The following is an 18,632-nucleotide window of genomic DNA, read 5'->3' on the forward strand; positions in this document are numbered from 1 at the left end:
CTAGCAAAAGCCCTAGTGGCATAAGGTTTATGCACGCGTCATAGAACGTAAATTTTATTCTCGCTCCGCCTTTGGTGAATCCCACAGTCTTCTCGTTTTAGAACTTGCCCTTTAAGAGTTAAGGTAGTTCTTATGGCTGTGATATTTGAACGTATGGGGTACGACCCTGCTTTTGTAGATTACTCAGAAGCATTGGACCGTCAGGTGGAACTACTGAATGAAGTAGCCGCCCTTAAAACCCAAAATACGGTCATTTTGTTAGAGCATCAGCCTGTTTTCACGGCGGGTAAACTCACTGAAGACCACGAATATCCTCAGGACAAAAGCATTCCTGTCATCAAGACAGACCGTGGCGGCAAGCTCACCTGGCACGGCCCTGGTCAGCTCACCGGCTACCCCATTTTGCGTCTGCCACTGCCTTTCGACGTCGTTAAGTACGTGCGCATTTTGGAGCAGATGATTATTAATGTTCTGGCAGATATGGGTATTACCGGAGACCGGGTTGAAGGACGCTCGGGTGTGTGGATTCTCGGAGACGGCATTACCCCCGATAAGAAGATTGCGGCGATCGGCATTCGCGTCTCTAAACGAACGACAATGCACGGTTTTGCATTGAACTGCTCAAATGAGACCAACCCCTTCGGTCAGTTCATTCCGTGCGGTATTACCGATGCGGGCGTTACCACTATTAGTGAACAGCTTGGGCGCACCGTCACCCCCGCCGAAATGGCACCGCGCGTTGAAGCAGAAATCGTGAAGCTCGCTGATCAGCTGGCTCTCGACTTTGAGCCTGGCGATGACCCGACTCAGCACGGCTTTAGACGCTAACTTTTACCTCAGATTTTCAAGAATTTACAGGACATATCACTAGGAGATAAAACATGAGCGATAAGCCCGAAGGCCGTAAGCTTCTTCGCGTTGAAGAGCGTAACAGCCAGGTGCCCATTGAGAAGAAGCCTCACTGGATTAAGACCAAAGCTAAAGTTGGCCCTAACTACGGTGAGATGATTGAGCTTTCAACCGGTAGCGGTTTGCACACTGTATGTGAAGAAGCTGGCTGTCCTAACATCTATGAATGCTGGGAAGATCGCGAAGCTACCTACCTCATCGGTGGTTCTGAGTGCACCCGTCGCTGCGATTTCTGCGCGATTGATACCGGTAAGCCTGTTGCTCTTGATAAAACTGAGCCGATCAAGGTTGCTTTGAACGTGAAGAAGATGGGTCTTCGCTACACCACCGTGACTGGTGTTGCACGCGATGACCTTGAAGACGGCGGTGCGTGGATTTATGCGGAGACCATTCGCCAGATTCACCGCATAGCACCGAATACCGGTGTGGAGATTTTGATTCCCGACTTCAAGGGTCGTGAGCAGGATGTCCAGCAGGTTATTGATGCTCAGCCCGAGGTTTTTGCGCACAACCTTGAGACTGTGCCACGTATCTTCAAGCAGATTCGCCCCGCGTTCCGCTACGAACGTTCACTCGATGTCATCACTCAGGGTAAAGAAGCTGGCCTTGTCACCAAGTCCAACCTGATTCTCGGCATGGGCGAAACCAACGATGAGATTTACGAGGCTCTGTGCGATTTGCACGATGCGGGCACCGACATTATTACTCTCACCCAGTACCTGCGCCCCGGTCCGCTCTTCCATCCCATCGACCGCTGGGTTAAGCCTCAGGAGTTCGTTGAGTTGTCCAAGATGGCTGAAGAAATCGGTTTTGCAGGCGTTATGGCGGGCCCGATGGTTCGTTCATCTTACCGCGCAGGTAAGCTGTGGGCACGCGCCATGAAGAAGAACGGACGCGAGATTCCCGAGCACCTGTCGCACATTGACGATACCGGCTCAGCAGCCCAGGAAGCATCTTCCCTCGTCGCTGCCGGTCTAGTCGGCTAAGCGTCACGGTGTAGCCGGTGTTAGCTTGAGTGTCGCATAACGCATTCGAACTAGCACCGGTTTACCTATAGAATGGTATTTTGCAGTTTGAGTACTGCAGTACATGCCATACCGCACTCAAGGATTCATTGTGACTCAATCGACTGGTAGCAAGCGTGCTTCATCAAAGCGTGCTGAGACCCGCACTTCGGCTCAGCCCACCAGCGCAAAGCGTAACGAGACTAAGCGCAAGCCTGGTTCATCTCGCATCGCTAGCTCAAAGCGCGCTGAAACTAAGAACGCTCAGAACAAGAAGCCGGGTATGTTCGCTCAGATGAAGCAGGTCTACAAGATGACCCGCGAGTCTGACCCGAACATCGGTTGGATTATGTTGCTGGCTGCTCTGGCAACTTTGTTGGTTTTCTTGCTCATCGGTATCTTGCTGCATAACTGGATTACCTTCTTGCTCATTGGTATTCCTTTTGCAGTGCTAGTTGCTGTCATGATTCTTTCGCGCCGCGCTGAAAAAGCCGCCTTCGCGCAGATTGATGGCCAGACCGGTGCGTCCGGTGCTGCCATGAGCACTCTGCGTCGCGGCTGGATTGTTGATCAGCAGCCCGCCGCTGTTAATCCTCGCACCCAGGACGTAGTGTTCCGCGCTGTTGGTCGCCCCGGCATCGTTCTTGTGACCGAAGGTCCGACCAAGCGTGTTGCCCAGTTGGTGAACAAGGAGAAGGCAACCCTGCGCCGCATTGCGCCTAACGTTCCTGTTCACGTCATCAACGCTGGAAACGGCGAGGGTCAGACTCCCATGAAGGAAGTCACCCGCAAGATGAACAAGTTGGAAAATAAGTTGACTCAGCAGGAAGTTCAGGCGGTCAACAGCCGTATTACTTCTTTGGGTAACCAGAACCTTCCGATGCCCAAGGGTGTTGATCCCATGCGTATGCGTCCTGATCGCAAGGGTATGCGCGGTCGCTAAACTTTATAAAAAGTCCCATCGAGTCAGCTCGGTGGGACTTTTTTCTATCCTTTTTGCCTCAGCTAAAGTTCTACAAAAGCAGGGGGTGGCGTTTGCCGTCCCCCTGCGTCCTGCTAATTTTTGGGGTGTGCTCTAGCGAATACGGACAAGAGCAGTATGCCGGATGCGGTCGTGCACACCGCGAGTATCTTTGTCCATCATGAGAACCGGTAAAAGAAGCATGACCAAGAAAGAGCGTAAAAAGGCTGTGGCATAGCCAACGGGACGCCCGTCAAGAGTCTGCACCTGTGCCCCTACAATCAGCTGGCCTACAGTATGGCCGCCAAAGCCGATAAGCAGACTCATATAGAGATAAACCACGATGAGTAGAAGCCATGACTGATCGGCGAAACCAGCTAGAGCTAGCAGGCCCCAACACAGGTACCAGTCAATAAAAAACGCGATGACGCGCCTGATAATGCTGGCGATGGAACCAGGACCGTCGCTGGGGCGTCCCAAGCTTTGACCAGGGTAAGGTTGCTCATTATTTTTGATTGAAGAAGAACCGTAGCTATCGTTTTTCACCCCTCCAGCCTACCGTTTAGTACCCGGCAAGACAGCCAGCGGCAAACGTCCACACTTTGAAAAAGATTGCCTAATTGGTCAAAGAGCCTTAGAAGTTCACCAGCACGCAGGGTATTCCCGCTACGATTTAACCATTACCGCTTTACTGTAAAGCCCGGGAGCTGTTACATACTTGAAACATTCAAGACACTTCAGGGCAAAATTTAGTTCATACAGTAGAACGTAACAAGGCAACAGAAGACGCAAGTTCGCAGACGTTGCACACAGAGTTGACCCGATTCTAAGGAGTACTAGGGACTATGTTCACTAGCGCAGAAGAAGTTCTTGAATTTATCAAGAACGAAGAAGTTGTATTTGTTGATATCCGATTCACTGACCTTCCCGGTGTTCAGCAGCACTTCAACCTCCCCGCAAAAGCAATCGACGATGACTTCTTCGTCAACGGTCAGCTCTTTGACGGTTCATCCATCCGCGGTTTCCAGGGTATCGCTGAGTCAGATATGCAGCTGATTCCCGATGTTGAAAGCGCATACGTTGATCCTTTCCGTGTTGAGAAGACCCTCATCGTTACCTGCTCCATCGTGAACCCCCGCACCGGTGATCCTTACCACCGCGACCCCCGCGGTGTTGCAGAACGCGCAGAAGAATACCTCAAGTCAACCGGTATCGCTGATACCGCGTTCTTCGCATCAGAAGCAGAATTCTTCGTCTTTGAAGACGTTCGTTACCAGGTAACCCCGCAGTCAACCTTTTTCAAGATTGACTCAGACGAGGCTTACTGGAACACCGGCCGCAAGGAAGAAGGCGGCAACCTGGGCAACAAGACCCCCATCAAGGGCGGTTACTTCCCCGTATCACCCGTCGACAAGCAGGCTGACTTGCGCGACGCTATGTGTGTAGCTCTCGATGAGGTTGGTCTTGAAGTCGAGCGCTCACACCACGAGGTAGGCGCAGCTGGTCAGGCTGAAATCAACTACAAGTTCGATACCCTAACCAAAGCGGCAGACGACCTTCTCAAGTTCAAGTACATCATCAAGAACACCGCGGACGCTTGGGGCAAGTCAGTAACCTTCATGCCTAAGCCTGTTTTCGGTGACAACGGTTCAGGTATGCACTGCCACCAGTCACTGTGGCAGGACGGTGAGCCCCTGTTCTACGACGAGCGCGGTTACGCAAACCTCTCAGATGTTGCTCGCTGGTACATCGGCGGTCTGATCGAGCACTCTTCAGCAGTTCTTGCGTTCACCAACCCCACCGTGAACTCCTACAAGCGCCTGGTTCCCGGCTACGAAGCACCCGTCAACATGGTGTACTCACAGGGTAACCGCTCAGCAGGTATTCGCATCCCGATTACCGGTACCAACCCCAAGGCAAAGCGCCTTGAGTTCCGCGCACCGGATCCCTCATCAAACCCCTACCTCGCATTCTCAGCTCAGCTGATGGCAGGTCTGGACGGTATCCGCAACCGCATTGAACCTCCTGCACCCATCGATAAGGACCTCTACGAGCTGCCCGCTGAAGAAGCTAAGGACATCAAGAAGGCTCCCGCTAACTTGGCTGAAGCACTGGACGCTCTCGAAGCTGACCACGACTTCTTACTTGAAGGCGATGTCTTCACCGAGGACCTCATCCAGGCTTGGATCGACTATAAGCGCACCAACGAGCTTGAGCCCCTCACCCTGGTACCGCACCCCCTCGAGTACCAGATGTACTACGGCGTCTAATCTTTAGACTCCCGAGCTGATAGCTCGACACTTCGTGCCCCGGCATCATCCGTGATGCCGGGACACTTGTTTTAAAGTTTTTCCTTAAGCTTCTTTAGTCAGGCCTGAATGTACCGTGCGAGTACAGCAACTACAAACAATCCTTCTCCCCCAGGTTCGCTACGCTCACTAGGTGATTCGTACTCGCATCCCACCAGTTTGAGAACCGCGGCGTTTGCCGCCCGACTCCCCCTTTGACAACAATCCTCATCGATTGCATCACAGCGATTTACATCACCCGATATATCCCTCTCCCTCAGACCGAAAGAAGAGTAACGTAAAGTTCAAGAACAGATTACACGGAGCATCTATTATCAGATATCTGTGGAGCAACATCATGAACTAAGGAGCATTCAGTGGCTTACTCTCCCAAAAAGCTCAACGGCGAAACCGTCTACCGCAACGAAGTATTTCAGACCGGTCTCATGTCGCAGTTGCTGGACGGTATCTACGACGGTGAGATGAGCATCGGCGAACTGCTCGGTCACGGCAACTTTGGTGTGGGAACCTTCAACGGTCTCGACGGCGAAATGATTGTACTGGATGGCAACTGCTACCAGATGCGCCACGACGGCACCGTTGTGCCCGCCGGCCTTGACCAGCAGACACCCTTTGCTGTTGTCATGAACTTTGTGCCCACTATCCGCCGCGGTCTGCCCAACAACATCATTCGAAAGTCCGCATCGCAGGTGCTCGATGACTTCACGGTGTCAAAGAACTATATGTACGCACTCAAAATTGTTGGTGACTTTGAGTGGGTACGCACCCGTACCGTGCAGAAGCAAACCAAGCCCTACCCCAAGATGGTAGAGGCAACCGAAAATGATGACATCGTCCAGTTCGACAACGTCCGCGGCACCATCGTGGGCTTCCGTACCCCCATCTATGAGCAGGGTATCGGCGTTCCAGGCTGCCACGCTCACTTTATTGATGATGACCATGAAAAGGGTGGTCACGTCATCGACTTCAAGCTAGATAACGCTTACGTAGAAATTTGCCTGGGTACCGACTTACGTTTGCACCTGCCACTTACCAGCGAATTCTCTGGGGCGAACCTCTCTCCCGAAGACCTAGCCGATCAGATTACCAAGGCAGAAAAGCACGCATAGCCGTTTGCACACACCAAAATGCCCCGACTCATCACTGAGCCGGGGCATTATGTTATAACAGCAACTTATTCTTCTGATAACAAATCGGCATCAAAGAACAACCGCTCATAAACGGTGCGAGCACGCCGAGTAATACGCAGATAGTCTTCTTCAAGGTCGCGGGCTTTTCCGGGCCCATAACCGCACCAGCGAGCGATAGCCTCAAGGTCAGCGCCAGCACTGGAAAGGGTGTCGGACGCGCGTCCGGTACGCAAGATATTTCCGGCACGAATCTTGGTCGCTAGCTTCCAAGCACTTTGCAAGGCCGCGGCATCATCGGCACTTACAATCTCTGCCTCATGAGCAGCGTGCAAAGCGCCCAGGGTGCTCGTGGTTTGAAGGGTTGGCTCTTTGTACGCATCGCACAGCTGAATCAACTGAACAATCCATTCAACATCGCTGAGCCCACCGCGTCCTAACTTCAACTGACGCGTGCGGTCTGCACCGCGCGGAAGTCTCTCATTCTCAACTCGAGCCTTCATCCGGCGAATTTCAATCACCTGCGACAGCGCGAAATCCTTGGGGTAACGGAAGTTATTGATGAGCTTAATAAACGCATCTTGAACGTCGGTAGAACCGGCAAACGGACGGGCACGCAACAAAGCCTGGAATTCCCAAGTGTCAGCCCAGCGCTCATAGTATTCACGGTATGATTCCAGCGAGCGCACCATGGGTCCGGAGCGTCCCTCGGGGCGCAAGTCAGCATCAATTTCTAGCACGCGTTCTGCGCGAAGCGCCGGCTTTGTGGCGTGTTTGAGTAACTGGGTCATGACGGTAATCAGATCGATCGCTTGCTTTTGTGCCTCGCGGTCATCTGCTCCTTCGCGCGGAACGTGAACGTACATGACGTCAGCGTCTGAGCCGTAGACAATTTCTTGTCCGCCCTGACGGCCCATCGCGATCACGACCACGTCGGTCAATTGCTCGATGCCTCCCTCATTGAACATATCGCGCTGGGCGATGGTGAGAGCCGCGTTGACCACCACTTGGTCGATGTTTGAAAGACCGCGCATGATTTGGTCGAGTTCAAGTACCTGTGAGGCCTCGCCCATTGCGATGCGAAGGGTTTCGCGTCGGCGAATCAGGCGGATGCGACGCATGGCTTGCGCTGAGTCGCTGTGGCGCTGAATCTGTGCCTCGGCTTCAGCCCACAGTTGTTCAGCGTCTTTGGGGCGCAAATCTGAGTCGCGATCAAGCCAGGCGATAGCTTCTGGCTCAACCTCGATGAGGTCGGTGATAAATCGTGAGGATGCCAAAATCATGCACAGGCGTTCGGCAGCTGCGGTGGAATCGCGCAGCATCCGCAGATACCAGGGCGTTGATCCTAGAGACTCAGAGATACGGCGGAAGCCCAGCAGACCCGCGTCTGGGTCTACGCATTGCGCAAACCAGCCTAAAAGCACAGGCATGAGGGTGCGCTGAATTTCTGCACTGCGCTGAATGCCTTTAGTCAGTGCCTGGATATGACGAATAGCGCCCTTGGGGTCCTTGTACCCAAGCGCTGCCAGGCGATCGCGTGCCGATTCTTCAGACAGAGCAACATCGTCTTTTGACAGGTGAGCCACAGCAGCAAGAAGCGGGCGGAAGAAAAGACGTTCGTGCAAAGTGCGCACAGAACGCTTAATTTTCTGCCAGTCCTTGAGCATTTGCTCAGCGGTGTAACTACCGCACTGCGAAGGGGCCATATAGGAGCGAGCAAGAATGCGTTGCTCGTTTTCCTTGGATGGCATGAGGTGCGTACGACGCAAATAGAGAAGCTGGATGCGGTGTTCTAGGGTGCGTAACTTCTTGTAGTCGAGGAGGAACTGTTGCGCATCGTTTCGCCCAATGAAGCTGGATTTGGCAAGCGCAATTAGCGAATCGGTGGTGGTTTTGGTGCGGACGCTGGGTTCGGTGCGGCCGTGCACTAGCTGGAGGAGTTGTACGGTGAACTCGACATCGCGCAGACCGCCGGGTCCCAGCTTAATCTGACGGTCGACTTCTGCTGCCGGGATGTTATCGGTGACGCGGGCGCGCATTGCCTGCACGGATTCGACGAATCCTTCGCGTGAGGCGGATTCCCAGACAAAGTTGCTCATGGCGCGGGCCCACTGGGCACCGAGTTCCGCTGAGCCCGCGATGGGCCGGGCCTTGAGCAGGGCCTGGAATTCCCAGTTTTCTGCCCAGCGTTTGTAGTAGGTGGCGTAAGACTCTATAGTGCGTACAAGTGCGCCGTCTTTTCCTTCAGGGCGCAGGTTGGCGTCGACTTCCCAGAGTGCAGGTTCTGGGGCAGGTGCCATGATGGCTTTACTCAGTGCCTGTACGAGTTCTGTGCCGATGCGCGCCAGGTCATTGTCGGTTAGCTTCTCTGCGTTTTCAGGAAGCTCGCTGAGTGGGGTGTGTCCCACGGCGTAGACTACGTCTACATCGGAAATGTAGTTGAGTTCTCGTGCGCCACACTTTCCCATGCCTATGACAGCCAGTTGGACGGCAGCTACTTCCTCGGGAGTGCTGGTGGTTGAGGCGACCTCGGCACGAGCAATAGCGAGCGCACCTTCGATGGCGGCCGCTGCGAGATCTGCCAGGTAGCGTCCGACGGTGGGCATGAACCCCACGGGGTCAGGATCCATCAAGTCCTGCGCTGCAAGTTCAGCTAAGAACCTGCGGTAGGTTGCACGCAGAGCGATGTAAGCGTCCTTGCCCGTCATCGTGGCTATAGGCTGGCCCGCTTTCGGATCTGCACCAATGGCTTTGAGTATTTCTGCACGGTAGAGCGTATCTAAGGGTGCGATGGGCATTAGTTGCTCATCGTCGGTCTCAGCTAGCAACGATGCAGGAAACTCTTTGAGCTGGTTGAAGGTTCCTTGCCCCGTGAGCACTTCAGCGTGTTCCGGTCTGCGAATAAAGAAGTCGCCAAGTGCCTGCGAAGCGCCTAGGACGCGGTACAGCGCCTCGGCATCGGCGCCTTTGTTTACCTCGCTGATGAGTTGAGGAGATTTTTCGAGAACGCGCACCAAGGAAGGTAACGCCATATCGGGTGATGCTGACCGACGAAGCCCTTCAAGCAACGCGTCCCTATGAGCTTGCGCCAGTTCAGGGGCGTCCAACCAGCGACGCGCTTTTTTCGGTTCGATGAACCCTGCGCTGAGCATGGCTGAGAGAAGTTTCTGTTCGGCTTTGGGGTCTTCAGCCCCTGCTGTTTGACTCACTGGTGTCTTTTCCTTGGCTGTAGTGGTCTGTGCGCTGTAGAAAGGTTAGAGAATGAGACCGAACTTGACGTTCACGATGGCGCCGATAAAAGGCCGACGCCATCGCGTGTTCGGTCTATAGGATTCCGAGATCCTTGTGGAGCTCGTACGGTGTTACCTGTGCACGGTATTCTTTCCAGTCATCGCGCTTGTTACGCAAGAACTGTTCAAAGACCTGCTCGCCCAGTGTTTCAGCCATGAATTCTGAGTCCTCAGTGATGCGGATTGCTTCATCAAGTGAAGACGGTAGTGCCGAGTATCCCAGTGCGCGTCGCTCTGAGGACGTCATGGCCGCAATATCTTCTGATTCTGCAGGTGACAGGGGGTATTCTTCTTCGATGCCCTTGAGACCGGCTGCCAGAATAACGGCGTAGGCGAGGTAGGGGTTTGCGGCTGAGTCAATGCCTCGGTATTCAATGCGTGCTGACTGCATCTTGTTGGGCTTATACAGCGGTACGCGAACCAGTGCTGAGCGGTTATTGTGGCCCCATGAGAGGTAGCTCGGTGCCTCGCCGCCGCCCCACAAACGTTTATATGAGTTGATGTACTGGTTAGTGACAGAGGTGAATTCCGGGGCGTGTTTGAGGACGCCCGCGATAAAGTGACGCGCGGTCTTTGAGAGCTGGTATTCCGAGCCGGCTTCGAAGAACGCGTTCGTGTCACCTTCAAAGAGCGAGAAGTGGGTATGCATACCTGAGCCGGCGTGCTCGGTGAAAGGCTTGGGCATGAAGGTTGCGTAGATACCGTGAGAAATCGCTACCTCTTTGACCACGGTGCGGAAGGTCTGAATGTTGTCGGCGGTCTGAAGTGCATCTGCGTGGCGCAAGTCGATTTCGTTTTGTCCCGGACCGGTTTCGTGGTGTGAGAATTCTACTGAGATACCGACTTCTTCAAGGGTTGAGACAGCACGACGACGGAAGTCCTGCACAACACCACCTGGGGTGTGGTCAAAGTAGCCGCCGAAATCCACGGGCTCGGGCACACCGGCTGGCCCTACCTTATTCGACTTGAGCAGGTAAAACTCAATCTCTGGTGAGGTGTAGCAGGTGAATCCCATACCGGAGGCCTTTTGCAAAGTACGCTTGAGAACGCCGCGGGTGTCTGAGGCACTTGGCTCACCATCTGGGGTGAGAATGTCGCAGTACATGCGAGAAGTCGGTTCTTCGGTACCGCGCCAGGGCAAGATCTGGAAAGTGGAGGGATCCGGCTGCAACAGCATATCTGATTCGTAAATGCGTGATAGGCCTTCAATGGATGATCCGTCAAAGCCCAGTCCCTCAAGGAAAGCAGCTTCAACCTCAGCCGGTGCAAGGGCGACAGACTTCAGCGTTCCCACAACGTCCGTGAACCACAGACGCACAAAACGCACGTCCCTTTCTTCGATGGTGCGCAGAACAAATTCTTGCTGGCGATCCATTGCCACTCCTTTATCAGAGGAAAATTTTGTTGTGGTGGCTCAGCGCTGTGAGGATGCTGTAGCCACGCGTTCTTACCTTTACTTTATTATCTGCACGCCAGGTAGAGGATCACCGACCATACCTTTTCCGCTGAATGACGGTTACGAGCGTGTAAATTTTGAAGCTTCTCGTGTTCGTATACCCCGGCGTGGTAATGCTTACGCAGGTGACAGGTTCGAGTCAGTACGTGTCGCACAGTAAAATTGGTTGTATGAGCAATGAACAATCAGCAGAAACTACAGCGCCTTACGGCGGTACACCGCAGACCGCCGGCGGCTTTTCACCTTCTGACAGCACCTACCTTGATGGCATTAAGAAAATCCGCACCGTACACCTGGCTGAGGCCAAGGCTCGCGGCGAGAAATTTGCAATGCTGACTTGCTACGATGCGCTCACCGCCACAATTTTTGATGAGGCCGGTATTGAGGTTTTGTTGATTGGCGATTCTGCGGGCAACAATGTTCTCGGTCACGAGTCAACCTTGACCATCACCCTGGATCAGATGATTCCGCTGGTGTCCGCTGTGTCATCAGTTGCACAGCGTGCTCTCGTTGTGGCAGATATGCCCTTTGGTTCTTACCAGGTCTCCCCCGCGCAAGCCGTTGAAAGCGCTATTCGTCTGATGAAAGAAGGCGGAGCTCACGCGGTCAAGATGGAAGGCTCAGCCTACTACGCCGAGCATGTTCGTGCGGTGGTAAACGCGGGTATTCCGGTGATGGCTCATATCGGTTTTACCCCTCAGTCAGAGCACGCACTGGGCGGTTTTAGAATTCAAGGACGCGGCGACGCATCCGCAAAAGTTGTTGAAGACGCTGTGACGCTAGCTGAGGCGGGGGCTTTTTGTGTGCTGATGGAGATGTCAACCAACGCTACTGGTTCGGCAGTCAATAAAGCACTTGGCCCGGTGCCTACTGTGAGCATCGGTGCAGGTGCCGACGCGACCGGTCACGTATTGGTCTGGCAGGACATGATGGGATTGCGTTCTGGCAAGATGGCGCGCTTCGTCAAGCAGTACGCTAACCTCCATCACATCATGAAGGACGCCGCATCCGCCTACCGCAACGATATTCGTTCGGGAGCATACCCGGCACCTGAACACGGTTTCGAAGGGTAAAGAAAAGGCTGGGTCGCACTCAACTGTGCAACCCAGCCTTTTATTGTTTTAGTTGTTCCAACCGTCGTTGTCCCAGGATTCATTGCGATCCTGCGCCTTGGCCATCGCGTTGGCAGCCTCTTCACGGGTAGCAAAGGGGCCCCACAGCTTAGTCACTGCTGACTGCTGGCCTTCTTCAACCTGGCCGGTTTCAAGGTTGTACCAGAATTCGGGCTGGCTTACACCGGGAGTATTACTCATGATGCCATCCTTTTCATGCTCTGAGACGTCATTTTTGTGCGATGTTTCACTGGTTCTTACCCTAGCTCATTCCCGGTAAGATGTATAACTTTCCCGAACCTAGAGACAATTCACGGTGGCAAAAGATACACAGTTTGAAACCAGCATGGCAGCTGAGAACCTGCGAACTGCCGGCCTGAGCGACTACCATTGACTGTATGTCTAAGACCTCGCATAATCTTCCAGCAGAACCCAATAAGGCCCCCGTCGGAGCGCTCGTTGCAGGTACAGTTGCACCGCAGCGCTCGGTGCCCTCGAACATTGTTCGCCCCGAATACGTGGGCAAGCAGAACCCTACCGAGGGCGTCCTCTCAAACTTCTACAATGCCGAAGAAGTAGAGCTGGTACGCGTCGCAGGCAAAATTGCTGCCGGTGCGATTGTCGAAGCCGAAAAAATTGCTGTACCCGGCACCACCACCAACGACATTGACGTTCTAGTACACGAGTACATTTGTGATCACGGTGCCTACCCCTCAACCGTTGATTACCGCGGTTTCACCAAATCTGTGTGCACCTCACTCAACGAGGTCATTTGCCACGGCATTCCCGATAGCACCGTGCTTGAAGAAGGCGATATCCTCAACCTCGACGTCACCGCCTACAAAAACGGTATGCACGGCGACACCAACCGCACCTTGCTCGTGGGCGAGGTAGACGAAGAATCACGTTTACTCGTTGAACGCACCGAAGAAGCCCTGAACCGCGCCATGAAAGCTGTTAAGCCCGGACGCCAGATTAACGTGATCGGTCGCGTCATCGAAAAGTACGCCGCACGCTTTGGCTACGGCGTCGTTCGAGACTTCACCGGTCACGGCGTTGGACGCGAGTTCCACTCCGGCCTGATTATTCCTCACTACGACGCGGCACCGGCCTACGACACCGTCATCGAAGAAGGCATGATTTTCACCATCGAACCCATGCTTACCCTCGGCGGCATCGAATGGGATATGTGGGATGACGACTGGACAGTTGTCACCCGCGATCGCAAGCGTTCAGCCCAGTTTGAGCACACCATGGTAGTCACCGCCGATGGTGTTGACGTTCTCACCCTGCCCTAGTTCTCTTTTTCCACCCATACACAGAAAGGTCTGATGACTCATGACTGAAACCGCTGTCGAAACCATCTCAGCAGAAATTCCTGCGCCCACCGCTGCCGATCTTGCCATCGGTATCGATATCGGCGGCACCGGAATGAAAGGTGGCATTGTTGACACCCGCACCGGCAACCTGGTCTCCGACCGCTTCCGCATTCCTACCCCGCAGCCCGCAACACCTGAGAACTGCGCAAAAGTAGTGCGCGAAATCGTTGACGAGCTACAGTCCCGCGAGCTGGCTCCGGCACCCGATTCGGCAGTAGGCATTGACTTTCCCGCTGTAGTGAAAAACGGTAAGACTCTCTCAGCTGCTAACGTCGATGAGTCTTGGATTGGCGCTGACCTTGAGGGCATCATGAGCGCCGCGCTCAATGGCCGCCCCGTCCACGCGCTCAACGACGCCGATGCTGCAGGTCTTGCAGAGGCACTGTACGGCCAAGGACGCGATAAAGCTGGCCTGATTGCTGTTATTACGCTGGGTACGGGTATCGGTTCTGCGCTGATCATGAACGGCCAGCTCATTCCCAACACCGAGCTCGGTCACCTCGAAATCGACGGTGTCGATGCCGAAAGCAAGGCATCAGCTCGCGCTCGCGAACGCGACGAGATTTCGTGGAAGAAGTACGGTAAGCGTCTTCGTCGCTACTTCACGCACGTTGAGATACTCTTTACCCCCGACCTGTTCATTATCGGTGGTGGTGTATCGAAGAATCCCGAGAAGTTCTTGCCCTACTTTGAAGAAGATGTGCGCACTCCGATTGTGATGGCGCAGTTGCGCAATAACGCGGGTATTGTGGGCGCGGCTGTGTGGGCAGCCGGGCACACCCAATAAGTTCTGGGTTCTGTCTCTGCTACCAGCTAGAGGCAGATGAAAAAGAGCCGGTCGGTACTGCATCAGCACCGACCGGCTCTTTCAATATAAACTTTGAGGTTTTAGTCATCTACCTACTAGAGCAGGGTGGTTTGTTCGGGTCCGGCTTCGCCAGTTGCTCGAAGTTTTTCGATAGCGTTTTCGAAGTCTTGCAGAGAGTCAAAGGCCTGATAAACACTCGCAAAACGCAGATATGCAACGGTATCGAGTCGTGACAGCGGATCAAGGATGGTCAAACCGACTTCATGAGCGTCAATCTCAGCAAGCCCCTTTGCGCGGATAATCTCTTCGACCTCCTGAGCGAGCTTAGCAAGATCGTCCTCCCCTACCGGGCGTCCTTGGCAGGCTTTGCGCACACCGTTGATAATCTTCTCGCGGTTAAACGGTTCAGTGACACCCGAACGTTTAATCACCGCGACCGACGTGGTTTCAACCGTGGTAAAGCGGCGTCCGCACTCGGTGCATTGACGACGACGACGAATCGCAGCGCCGTCTTCGGTGGTGCGGGAATCAACCACGCGTGAGTCGCTATGGCGGCAGTAAGGGCAAAACACTAAAGAGTTTCCTTAGAACAATTGATGTGTCTGTGTCCCTATTCTAACGATTTCGCGCAGTAATTGCTTCTCCGTGGGCAGGAAGGTCTTCAGCCTGCGATAGGGCAACGATGTCTTCCCCAATCTCAGCCAACGCGTCTTGGCTATATTCAATGAGTTGCACGATTTTCATGAAAGTGGTGGTGTTGAGACCGGATGCGAAGGCAGCTGTTCCGGCAGTGGGTAGCACGTGGTTTGATCCGGCAGCGTAATCCCCCAATGGCACAGGCGAGTACGGTCCAATGAAGATAGCCCCGGCGTTTCGAATTTCTGAAGCCACATGGGCCGCGTTACGCGTATGAATCTCAAGGTGTTCGGCGGCGTAGGCATTCGCCACCTGAATAGAGTGCTCTATGGAATCAGTCAGGATAATCCCGGACTGCTCCCCCTGCAATGCTGTTTGGACGCGTTCAGCGTGCTTGGTAACACTCACTTGTTTGTTGATTTCTTCTCGGACGTTCTTTGCCGTATCTTCTGAGTGCGTGATCAGCACAGACCCAGCGTGTGGGTCGTGTTCCGCCTGAGAAATCAGGTCAGCAGCCACGTAGACCGGATTTGCTTCTTCATCAGCAATAACCGCAATCTCAGTGGTGCCGGCCTGACCGTCTATACCCACTGTGCCCTGGAGAGCTCGTTTGGCAAGCGCTACAAAAATATTGCCCGGTCCGGTAATGGTATCGACGCTCTCAAGGTGCTCGCCGGCGTCGTCGATTCCATACGCCATCGCGGCCAACGCTTGAGCACCACCAATAGCCCACACTTCGGTAATGCCCAAAAGTCCAGCCGCTCCCAAAATAGTAGGATGCGGCAGTCCCCCAAACTCTTTCTGAGGAGGGGTGCACAAAACGATGGATTCTACACCGGCAGCCTGGGCAGGAACCGTGTTCATAACCACCGATGAGGGGTACACCGCCAGACCACCGGGAACATACAGTCCGACGCGTCGAACCGGCGTCCAACGATTCACCAGATAAGCGCCGGGGGCAACCTCAATACGAGCGTCTTCGGGACGCTGCACTGCCGCAAATGCTCGAGTGCGCTCAATAGCTGTCTCCAGTCCGCGGCGGACCTCGGGATCAAGCTGAGCAACCGCGTCATCGATAGCCTGCTGAGGAACACGCAATGTCCCCTGTTCTACACCATCAAATCGAGTGGACAATTCACGCAGATATTCAGCCCCACGCTCACGCACTGTAGAGATAATCTCATTCACCGTATGCTGAGCGCTTCCCACAAATTCAGCGGTCTGACGGGGCACAAGTGAGCGCAACTCGCTATAGCTGTGCTGTGTTCCGCGCAGATTGATGGTACGAAGGTTAACGTGTGATAACTGCTGATTGCTCATGCAGATAGTGTAGCCGCAAGTGTTTGGCTAAACGACTGCCAGTTTCACAAAGTGAAAAAGCTAAACAGCTCGCTGAGGCTCATCTTCACGGCTAAACTAAGCCTAACCAATGAGGCTTATTCATAAGGGATCAACCACACCCCACCCCACCAAAAGACAACGGCCCCACCAATGGCAAAATAAGAGGACTAAATCGCCAGAAATAACCTCAAGCCATACCGGAGAGACCGTTGCCCAACCAGCGTATAACCGGGCTCACCAGCGAACAATTCGCCACGCTGCTCACCGCCCTAAAAAACCACCTCACCTGGAATAAACCAGCCGAAAAAACCATACAAACTCACCCTGACTCAAGCACTCAAAATGACGCTCATCTACCATCGACACAACATCACCGCAGAACAGCGTTTCGCTCGCTCACTCACCTTCCAACGAGAAAATGAAATCACTATCTTGTTAGAGGAAGAAGACCTCAGCTACTCTCAAAGCAGCGCAAATCCTAGGACTTTCAAAAGGAAGAATCTCCCAAATCGTTGGTTCAGCACACACACGAAATAACACCACACCCAGCCAGCACAGAAAATAACCAACGCCATCACCCAAAAACAGGTTGCCCCACCACAGCGTGGGGCAACCACACACCTAGAGAAAGAAGCACCCACCGATGAACGGATCAGAATTCCACATCACCCGCCTCGCAACCGGGCTCTCAGGAGCAGACCTCGCCGCCCACACCGGCAAAAGCGCTCGCACCCTACGGCGGGTATGAGGCGCGCAAATTTGAGCCCGTTGAAGAATCATCACAGGCGTTAGAAGCAATCTTTCACAGCATCACCGATAAGCTCAAACCTCTGATGGAGCTGCGTGCAGGGTCAGCAACTAAAACATTTTGGCTCTACGACAGTACTGATGAACTCCACGCAGCTCACCCAGGCGAATATGATAACTGGAACCTCGATACCTATCGCGAATACCTCGCCCACGCCATCACTATTCTCGCCCTCAAAGGCATCTCCTACCGCATCTTGAACCCCAAAACCGACTCCTAAATAACAAATCAGTTGGAATCACACGCCAGAACTTAAGAAAATATAAAAGAAGTGGTGCATAGCTCTGCAGCTACGCACCACTTTTCAACGATTTATTCGCTCTTTTGGTTTTTCCAATAAATAACTGTCCAAATAACTGCAAAACCTAAAGGAGCTATCCAAGATGAGGGTAGTAACCAGGAATGAAAGTCCAAAAGGTTATGTGAAATAGTTAAACCCGTAATGATACGAGCAATTATAAGAACCCATAGGAAGTGAAAGAAAACTTTCCTTTTATTTACGGATGAAGAACTAACAGCATTCATTTAAACCCTTAAAGCTTTTCATGACAGCTGAGGGCCGCCCATCCTAACGTAACACCGATTCCGACAGGGCCGCCTAATGCTTTAGCTGCTGCAGGGCCGATAATACGAGCAACCGTTTTAGCAGTGAGTCACCAGTTCCATGCTCGGATTCCCTCTTTAAGGACATTGATTAGAGCGGGAGAAGCAGCAGCTGCAGGAATTCCGAGAGCATTCAGAGCCATGCAGGTTGCAAATTCTCCGGCACCGTTCGGCTGGACGCTATTTTTGGGTTTGAAGTGACCGCTTGCGCTAGTCGTTGGTACTGAAGGGCTAGAGCCTAGAAGATTGAAGGCATCGGCTAGCTGCTGCAGTTCTGCCGTTCTACTTTGTGCCCCGTCAGCCGCAAGATTTGAAGCATTGACAAAGAAACGTCCTGAAGAATCAGTTTGAACGTATCGAGTGAAGAGGATTTCCACATCTTTTTCAAGTTGCTTCATTTCCTCTGGGCTGAGCTCAGTTGAAGATGTCGATACGGTGGAAGTTGATGGGGTGGAAACAACAGTTGCGTGACTTGCTGGAGCCACAGAAAGAGTTAACAGGCAGGCAACAGATACGGTTGTAGCTTTGGATAAAAGCTTCATGGTTCGATCCTTACCAGAGAAGAATAAGTGAATAGCGCGCTAAATGAATTGTAACTTAAGTCACCTTCGCAAGTCTAGTAATAAATATACTTTCCTTTGAAAGGTTTTTAAACAATAAGAAACCTTTCTAAAAGGTCTTAGCTAAGGAGGATTATTCATAAGGGGCGACCAGCAGCCAAAAACACCAACCCCCGCACCACCGCAAACACCCGCCCATACAAGCCCAACGGTCGCCGGAAACCCGTGTGCAAAATACGCCAGGCCTTCACCTGAGCAATCACCCGCTCCACCACCGCCCGGCGTGAATTAATGAACCTGTTCACCGCCTTCACATCTGCAGGTGTCCA

Annotated in this window: 17 protein-coding genes; 9 read left to right on the plus strand and 8 right to left on the minus strand. The window is 53.3% G+C overall.

Features of this window, described 5'->3' with window-relative positions; translation table 11 throughout:
- Positions 1-132: 132 nt before the first annotated feature.
- The 3 genes from lipB to HF984_RS07410 all read left to right on the plus strand — a co-directional run bounded on the left by lipB (position 133) and on the right by HF984_RS07410 (position 2,856).
- Positions 133-828 carry a lipoyl(octanoyl) transferase LipB gene (gene lipB / locus HF984_RS07400; RefSeq protein WP_168615041.1) on the plus strand — a complete coding sequence of 232 codons (696 nt, stop codon included), beginning with the start codon at positions 133-135 and terminating at the stop codon, positions 826-828.
- Positions 829-881: 53 nt separating this feature from the next.
- Positions 882-1,895, plus strand: coding sequence for a lipoyl synthase (gene lipA / locus HF984_RS07405; RefSeq protein ID WP_168615042.1), 1,014 nt, complete (start codon positions 882-884; stop codon positions 1,893-1,895).
- A 130-nt stretch (positions 1,896-2,025) separates the two neighbouring features.
- Positions 2,026-2,856 (plus strand): DUF4191 domain-containing protein, encoded by an 831-nt coding sequence (locus tag HF984_RS07410; RefSeq protein ID WP_375546070.1) that lies wholly within the window; start codon positions 2,026-2,028, stop codon positions 2,854-2,856.
- Positions 2,857-2,988: 132 nt separating this feature from the next.
- Here the strand turns inward: HF984_RS07410 and HF984_RS07415 are convergent, their stop codons facing one another.
- A complete protein-coding gene (locus HF984_RS07415) occupies positions 2,989-3,420 on the minus strand; it encodes an RDD family protein (RefSeq protein ID WP_168615044.1) in 432 nt (143 codons plus the stop codon).
- Positions 3,421-3,719: 299 nt separating this feature from the next.
- On the opposite strand from HF984_RS07415, the gene glnA (HF984_RS07420) reads away from it, so the two are divergent.
- Both glnA (HF984_RS07420) and budA read left to right on the plus strand, forming a co-directional pair.
- Positions 3,720-5,144 carry a type I glutamate--ammonia ligase gene (gene glnA / locus HF984_RS07420; RefSeq protein WP_168615045.1) on the plus strand — a complete coding sequence of 475 codons (1,425 nt, stop codon included), beginning with the start codon at positions 3,720-3,722 and terminating at the stop codon, positions 5,142-5,144.
- Positions 5,145-5,539: 395 nt separating this feature from the next.
- A complete protein-coding gene (gene budA / locus HF984_RS07425; RefSeq protein WP_168615046.1) occupies positions 5,540-6,292 on the plus strand; it encodes an acetolactate decarboxylase in 753 nt (250 codons plus the stop codon).
- A 65-nt stretch (positions 6,293-6,357) separates the two neighbouring features.
- Here budA and HF984_RS07430 read toward each other — a convergent pair whose 3' ends face one another.
- Entirely contained in the window at positions 6,358-9,519 is a 3,162-nt protein-coding gene (locus tag HF984_RS07430) for a bifunctional [glutamine synthetase] adenylyltransferase/[glutamine synthetase]-adenylyl-L-tyrosine phosphorylase (RefSeq protein WP_168615047.1), read from the minus strand.
- Positions 9,520-9,634: 115 nt separating this feature from the next.
- Complete coding sequence (gene glnA / locus HF984_RS07435; protein ID WP_168615048.1) at positions 9,635-10,975, minus strand: type I glutamate--ammonia ligase; 1,341 nt, start codon at positions 10,973-10,975, stop codon at positions 9,635-9,637.
- Between the two features lie 251 nt (positions 10,976-11,226).
- Here glnA (HF984_RS07435) and panB point away from each other — a divergent pair, with 251 nt between their 5' ends.
- Entirely contained in the window at positions 11,227-12,129 is a 903-nt protein-coding gene (gene panB, locus HF984_RS07440; protein ID WP_168615049.1) for a 3-methyl-2-oxobutanoate hydroxymethyltransferase, read from the plus strand.
- Between the two features lie 48 nt (positions 12,130-12,177).
- Here the strand turns inward: panB and HF984_RS07445 are convergent, their stop codons facing one another.
- On the minus strand, positions 12,178-12,369 hold the full coding sequence (locus HF984_RS07445; RefSeq protein WP_168615050.1) for an SPOR domain-containing protein: 192 nt from the start codon (positions 12,367-12,369) through the stop codon (positions 12,178-12,180).
- 197 nt (positions 12,370-12,566) lie between these two features.
- Here HF984_RS07445 and map point away from each other — a divergent pair, with 197 nt between their 5' ends.
- Positions 12,567-13,466: a type I methionyl aminopeptidase gene (gene map, locus HF984_RS07450; protein WP_168615051.1), complete on the plus strand. Its 900-nt coding sequence runs from the start codon at positions 12,567-12,569 to the stop codon at positions 13,464-13,466.
- A gap of 40 nt (positions 13,467-13,506) precedes the next feature.
- A complete protein-coding gene (ppgK, locus tag HF984_RS07455) occupies positions 13,507-14,334 on the plus strand; it encodes a polyphosphate--glucose phosphotransferase (RefSeq protein ID WP_168615052.1) in 828 nt (275 codons plus the stop codon).
- 116 nt (positions 14,335-14,450) lie between these two features.
- Here the strand turns inward: ppgK and nrdR are convergent, their stop codons facing one another.
- Positions 14,451-14,927: a transcriptional regulator NrdR gene (gene nrdR / locus HF984_RS07460; protein ID WP_168615053.1), complete on the minus strand. Its 477-nt coding sequence runs from the start codon at positions 14,925-14,927 to the stop codon at positions 14,451-14,453.
- A gap of 43 nt (positions 14,928-14,970) precedes the next feature.
- A complete protein-coding gene (hisD, locus tag HF984_RS07465; protein WP_168615054.1) occupies positions 14,971-16,311 on the minus strand; it encodes a histidinol dehydrogenase in 1,341 nt (446 codons plus the stop codon).
- An 854-nt stretch (positions 16,312-17,165) separates the two neighbouring features.
- On the opposite strand from hisD, the gene HF984_RS07470 reads away from it, so the two are divergent.
- Positions 17,166-17,360 carry a hypothetical protein gene (locus tag HF984_RS07470; protein WP_168615055.1) on the plus strand — a complete coding sequence of 65 codons (195 nt, stop codon included), beginning with the start codon at positions 17,166-17,168 and terminating at the stop codon, positions 17,358-17,360.
- Positions 17,361-17,793: 433 nt separating this feature from the next.
- Here the strand turns inward: HF984_RS07470 and HF984_RS07475 are convergent, their stop codons facing one another.
- Positions 17,794-18,285, minus strand: coding sequence for a hypothetical protein (locus HF984_RS07475; protein ID WP_168615056.1), 492 nt, complete (start codon positions 18,283-18,285; stop codon positions 17,794-17,796).
- A gap of 155 nt (positions 18,286-18,440) precedes the next feature.
- A partial coding sequence (locus HF984_RS11365) for a hypothetical protein (protein WP_210729636.1) occupies positions 18,441-18,632 on the minus strand: 192 nt, incomplete at its 5' end.

It is taken from the genome of Rothia terrae (assembly GCF_012396615.1).
In the GTDB taxonomy this organism is placed as follows: Bacteria; Actinomycetota; Actinomycetes; order Actinomycetales; family Micrococcaceae; genus Rothia; species Rothia terrae.

What these genes read in the sequence shown, in the direction of transcription:
- lipB (WP_168615041.1), top strand. Translation starts at nt 133, where the DNA reads ATGGCTGTGATATTTGAACGTATGGGGTACGACCCTGCTTTTGTAGAT.
- lipA (WP_168615042.1), top strand. Translation starts at nt 882, where the DNA reads ATGAGCGATAAGCCCGAAGGCCGTAAGCTTCTTCGCGTTGAAGAGCGT.
- glnA (WP_168615045.1), top strand. Translation starts at nt 3,720, where the DNA reads ATGTTCACTAGCGCAGAAGAAGTTCTTGAATTTATCAAGAACGAAGAA.
- glnA (WP_168615048.1), bottom strand. Translation starts at nt 10,975, where the DNA reads ATGGATCGCCAGCAAGAATTTGTTCTGCGCACCATCGAAGAAAGGGAC.
- panB (WP_168615049.1), top strand. Translation starts at nt 11,227, where the DNA reads ATGAGCAATGAACAATCAGCAGAAACTACAGCGCCTTACGGCGGTACA.
- HF984_RS07445 (WP_168615050.1), bottom strand. Translation starts at nt 12,369, where the DNA reads ATGAGTAATACTCCCGGTGTAAGCCAGCCCGAATTCTGGTACAACCTT.
- map (WP_168615051.1), top strand. Translation starts at nt 12,567, where the DNA reads ATGTCTAAGACCTCGCATAATCTTCCAGCAGAACCCAATAAGGCCCCC.
- ppgK (WP_168615052.1), top strand. Translation starts at nt 13,507, where the DNA reads ATGACTGAAACCGCTGTCGAAACCATCTCAGCAGAAATTCCTGCGCCC.
- hisD (WP_168615054.1), bottom strand. Translation starts at nt 16,311, where the DNA reads ATGAGCAATCAGCAGTTATCACACGTTAACCTTCGTACCATCAATCTG.
- HF984_RS07470 (WP_168615055.1), top strand. Translation starts at nt 17,166, where the DNA reads ATGGAGCTGCGTGCAGGGTCAGCAACTAAAACATTTTGGCTCTACGAC.
- HF984_RS07475 (WP_168615056.1), bottom strand. Translation starts at nt 18,285, where the DNA reads ATGAAGCTTTTATCCAAAGCTACAACCGTATCTGTTGCCTGCCTGTTA.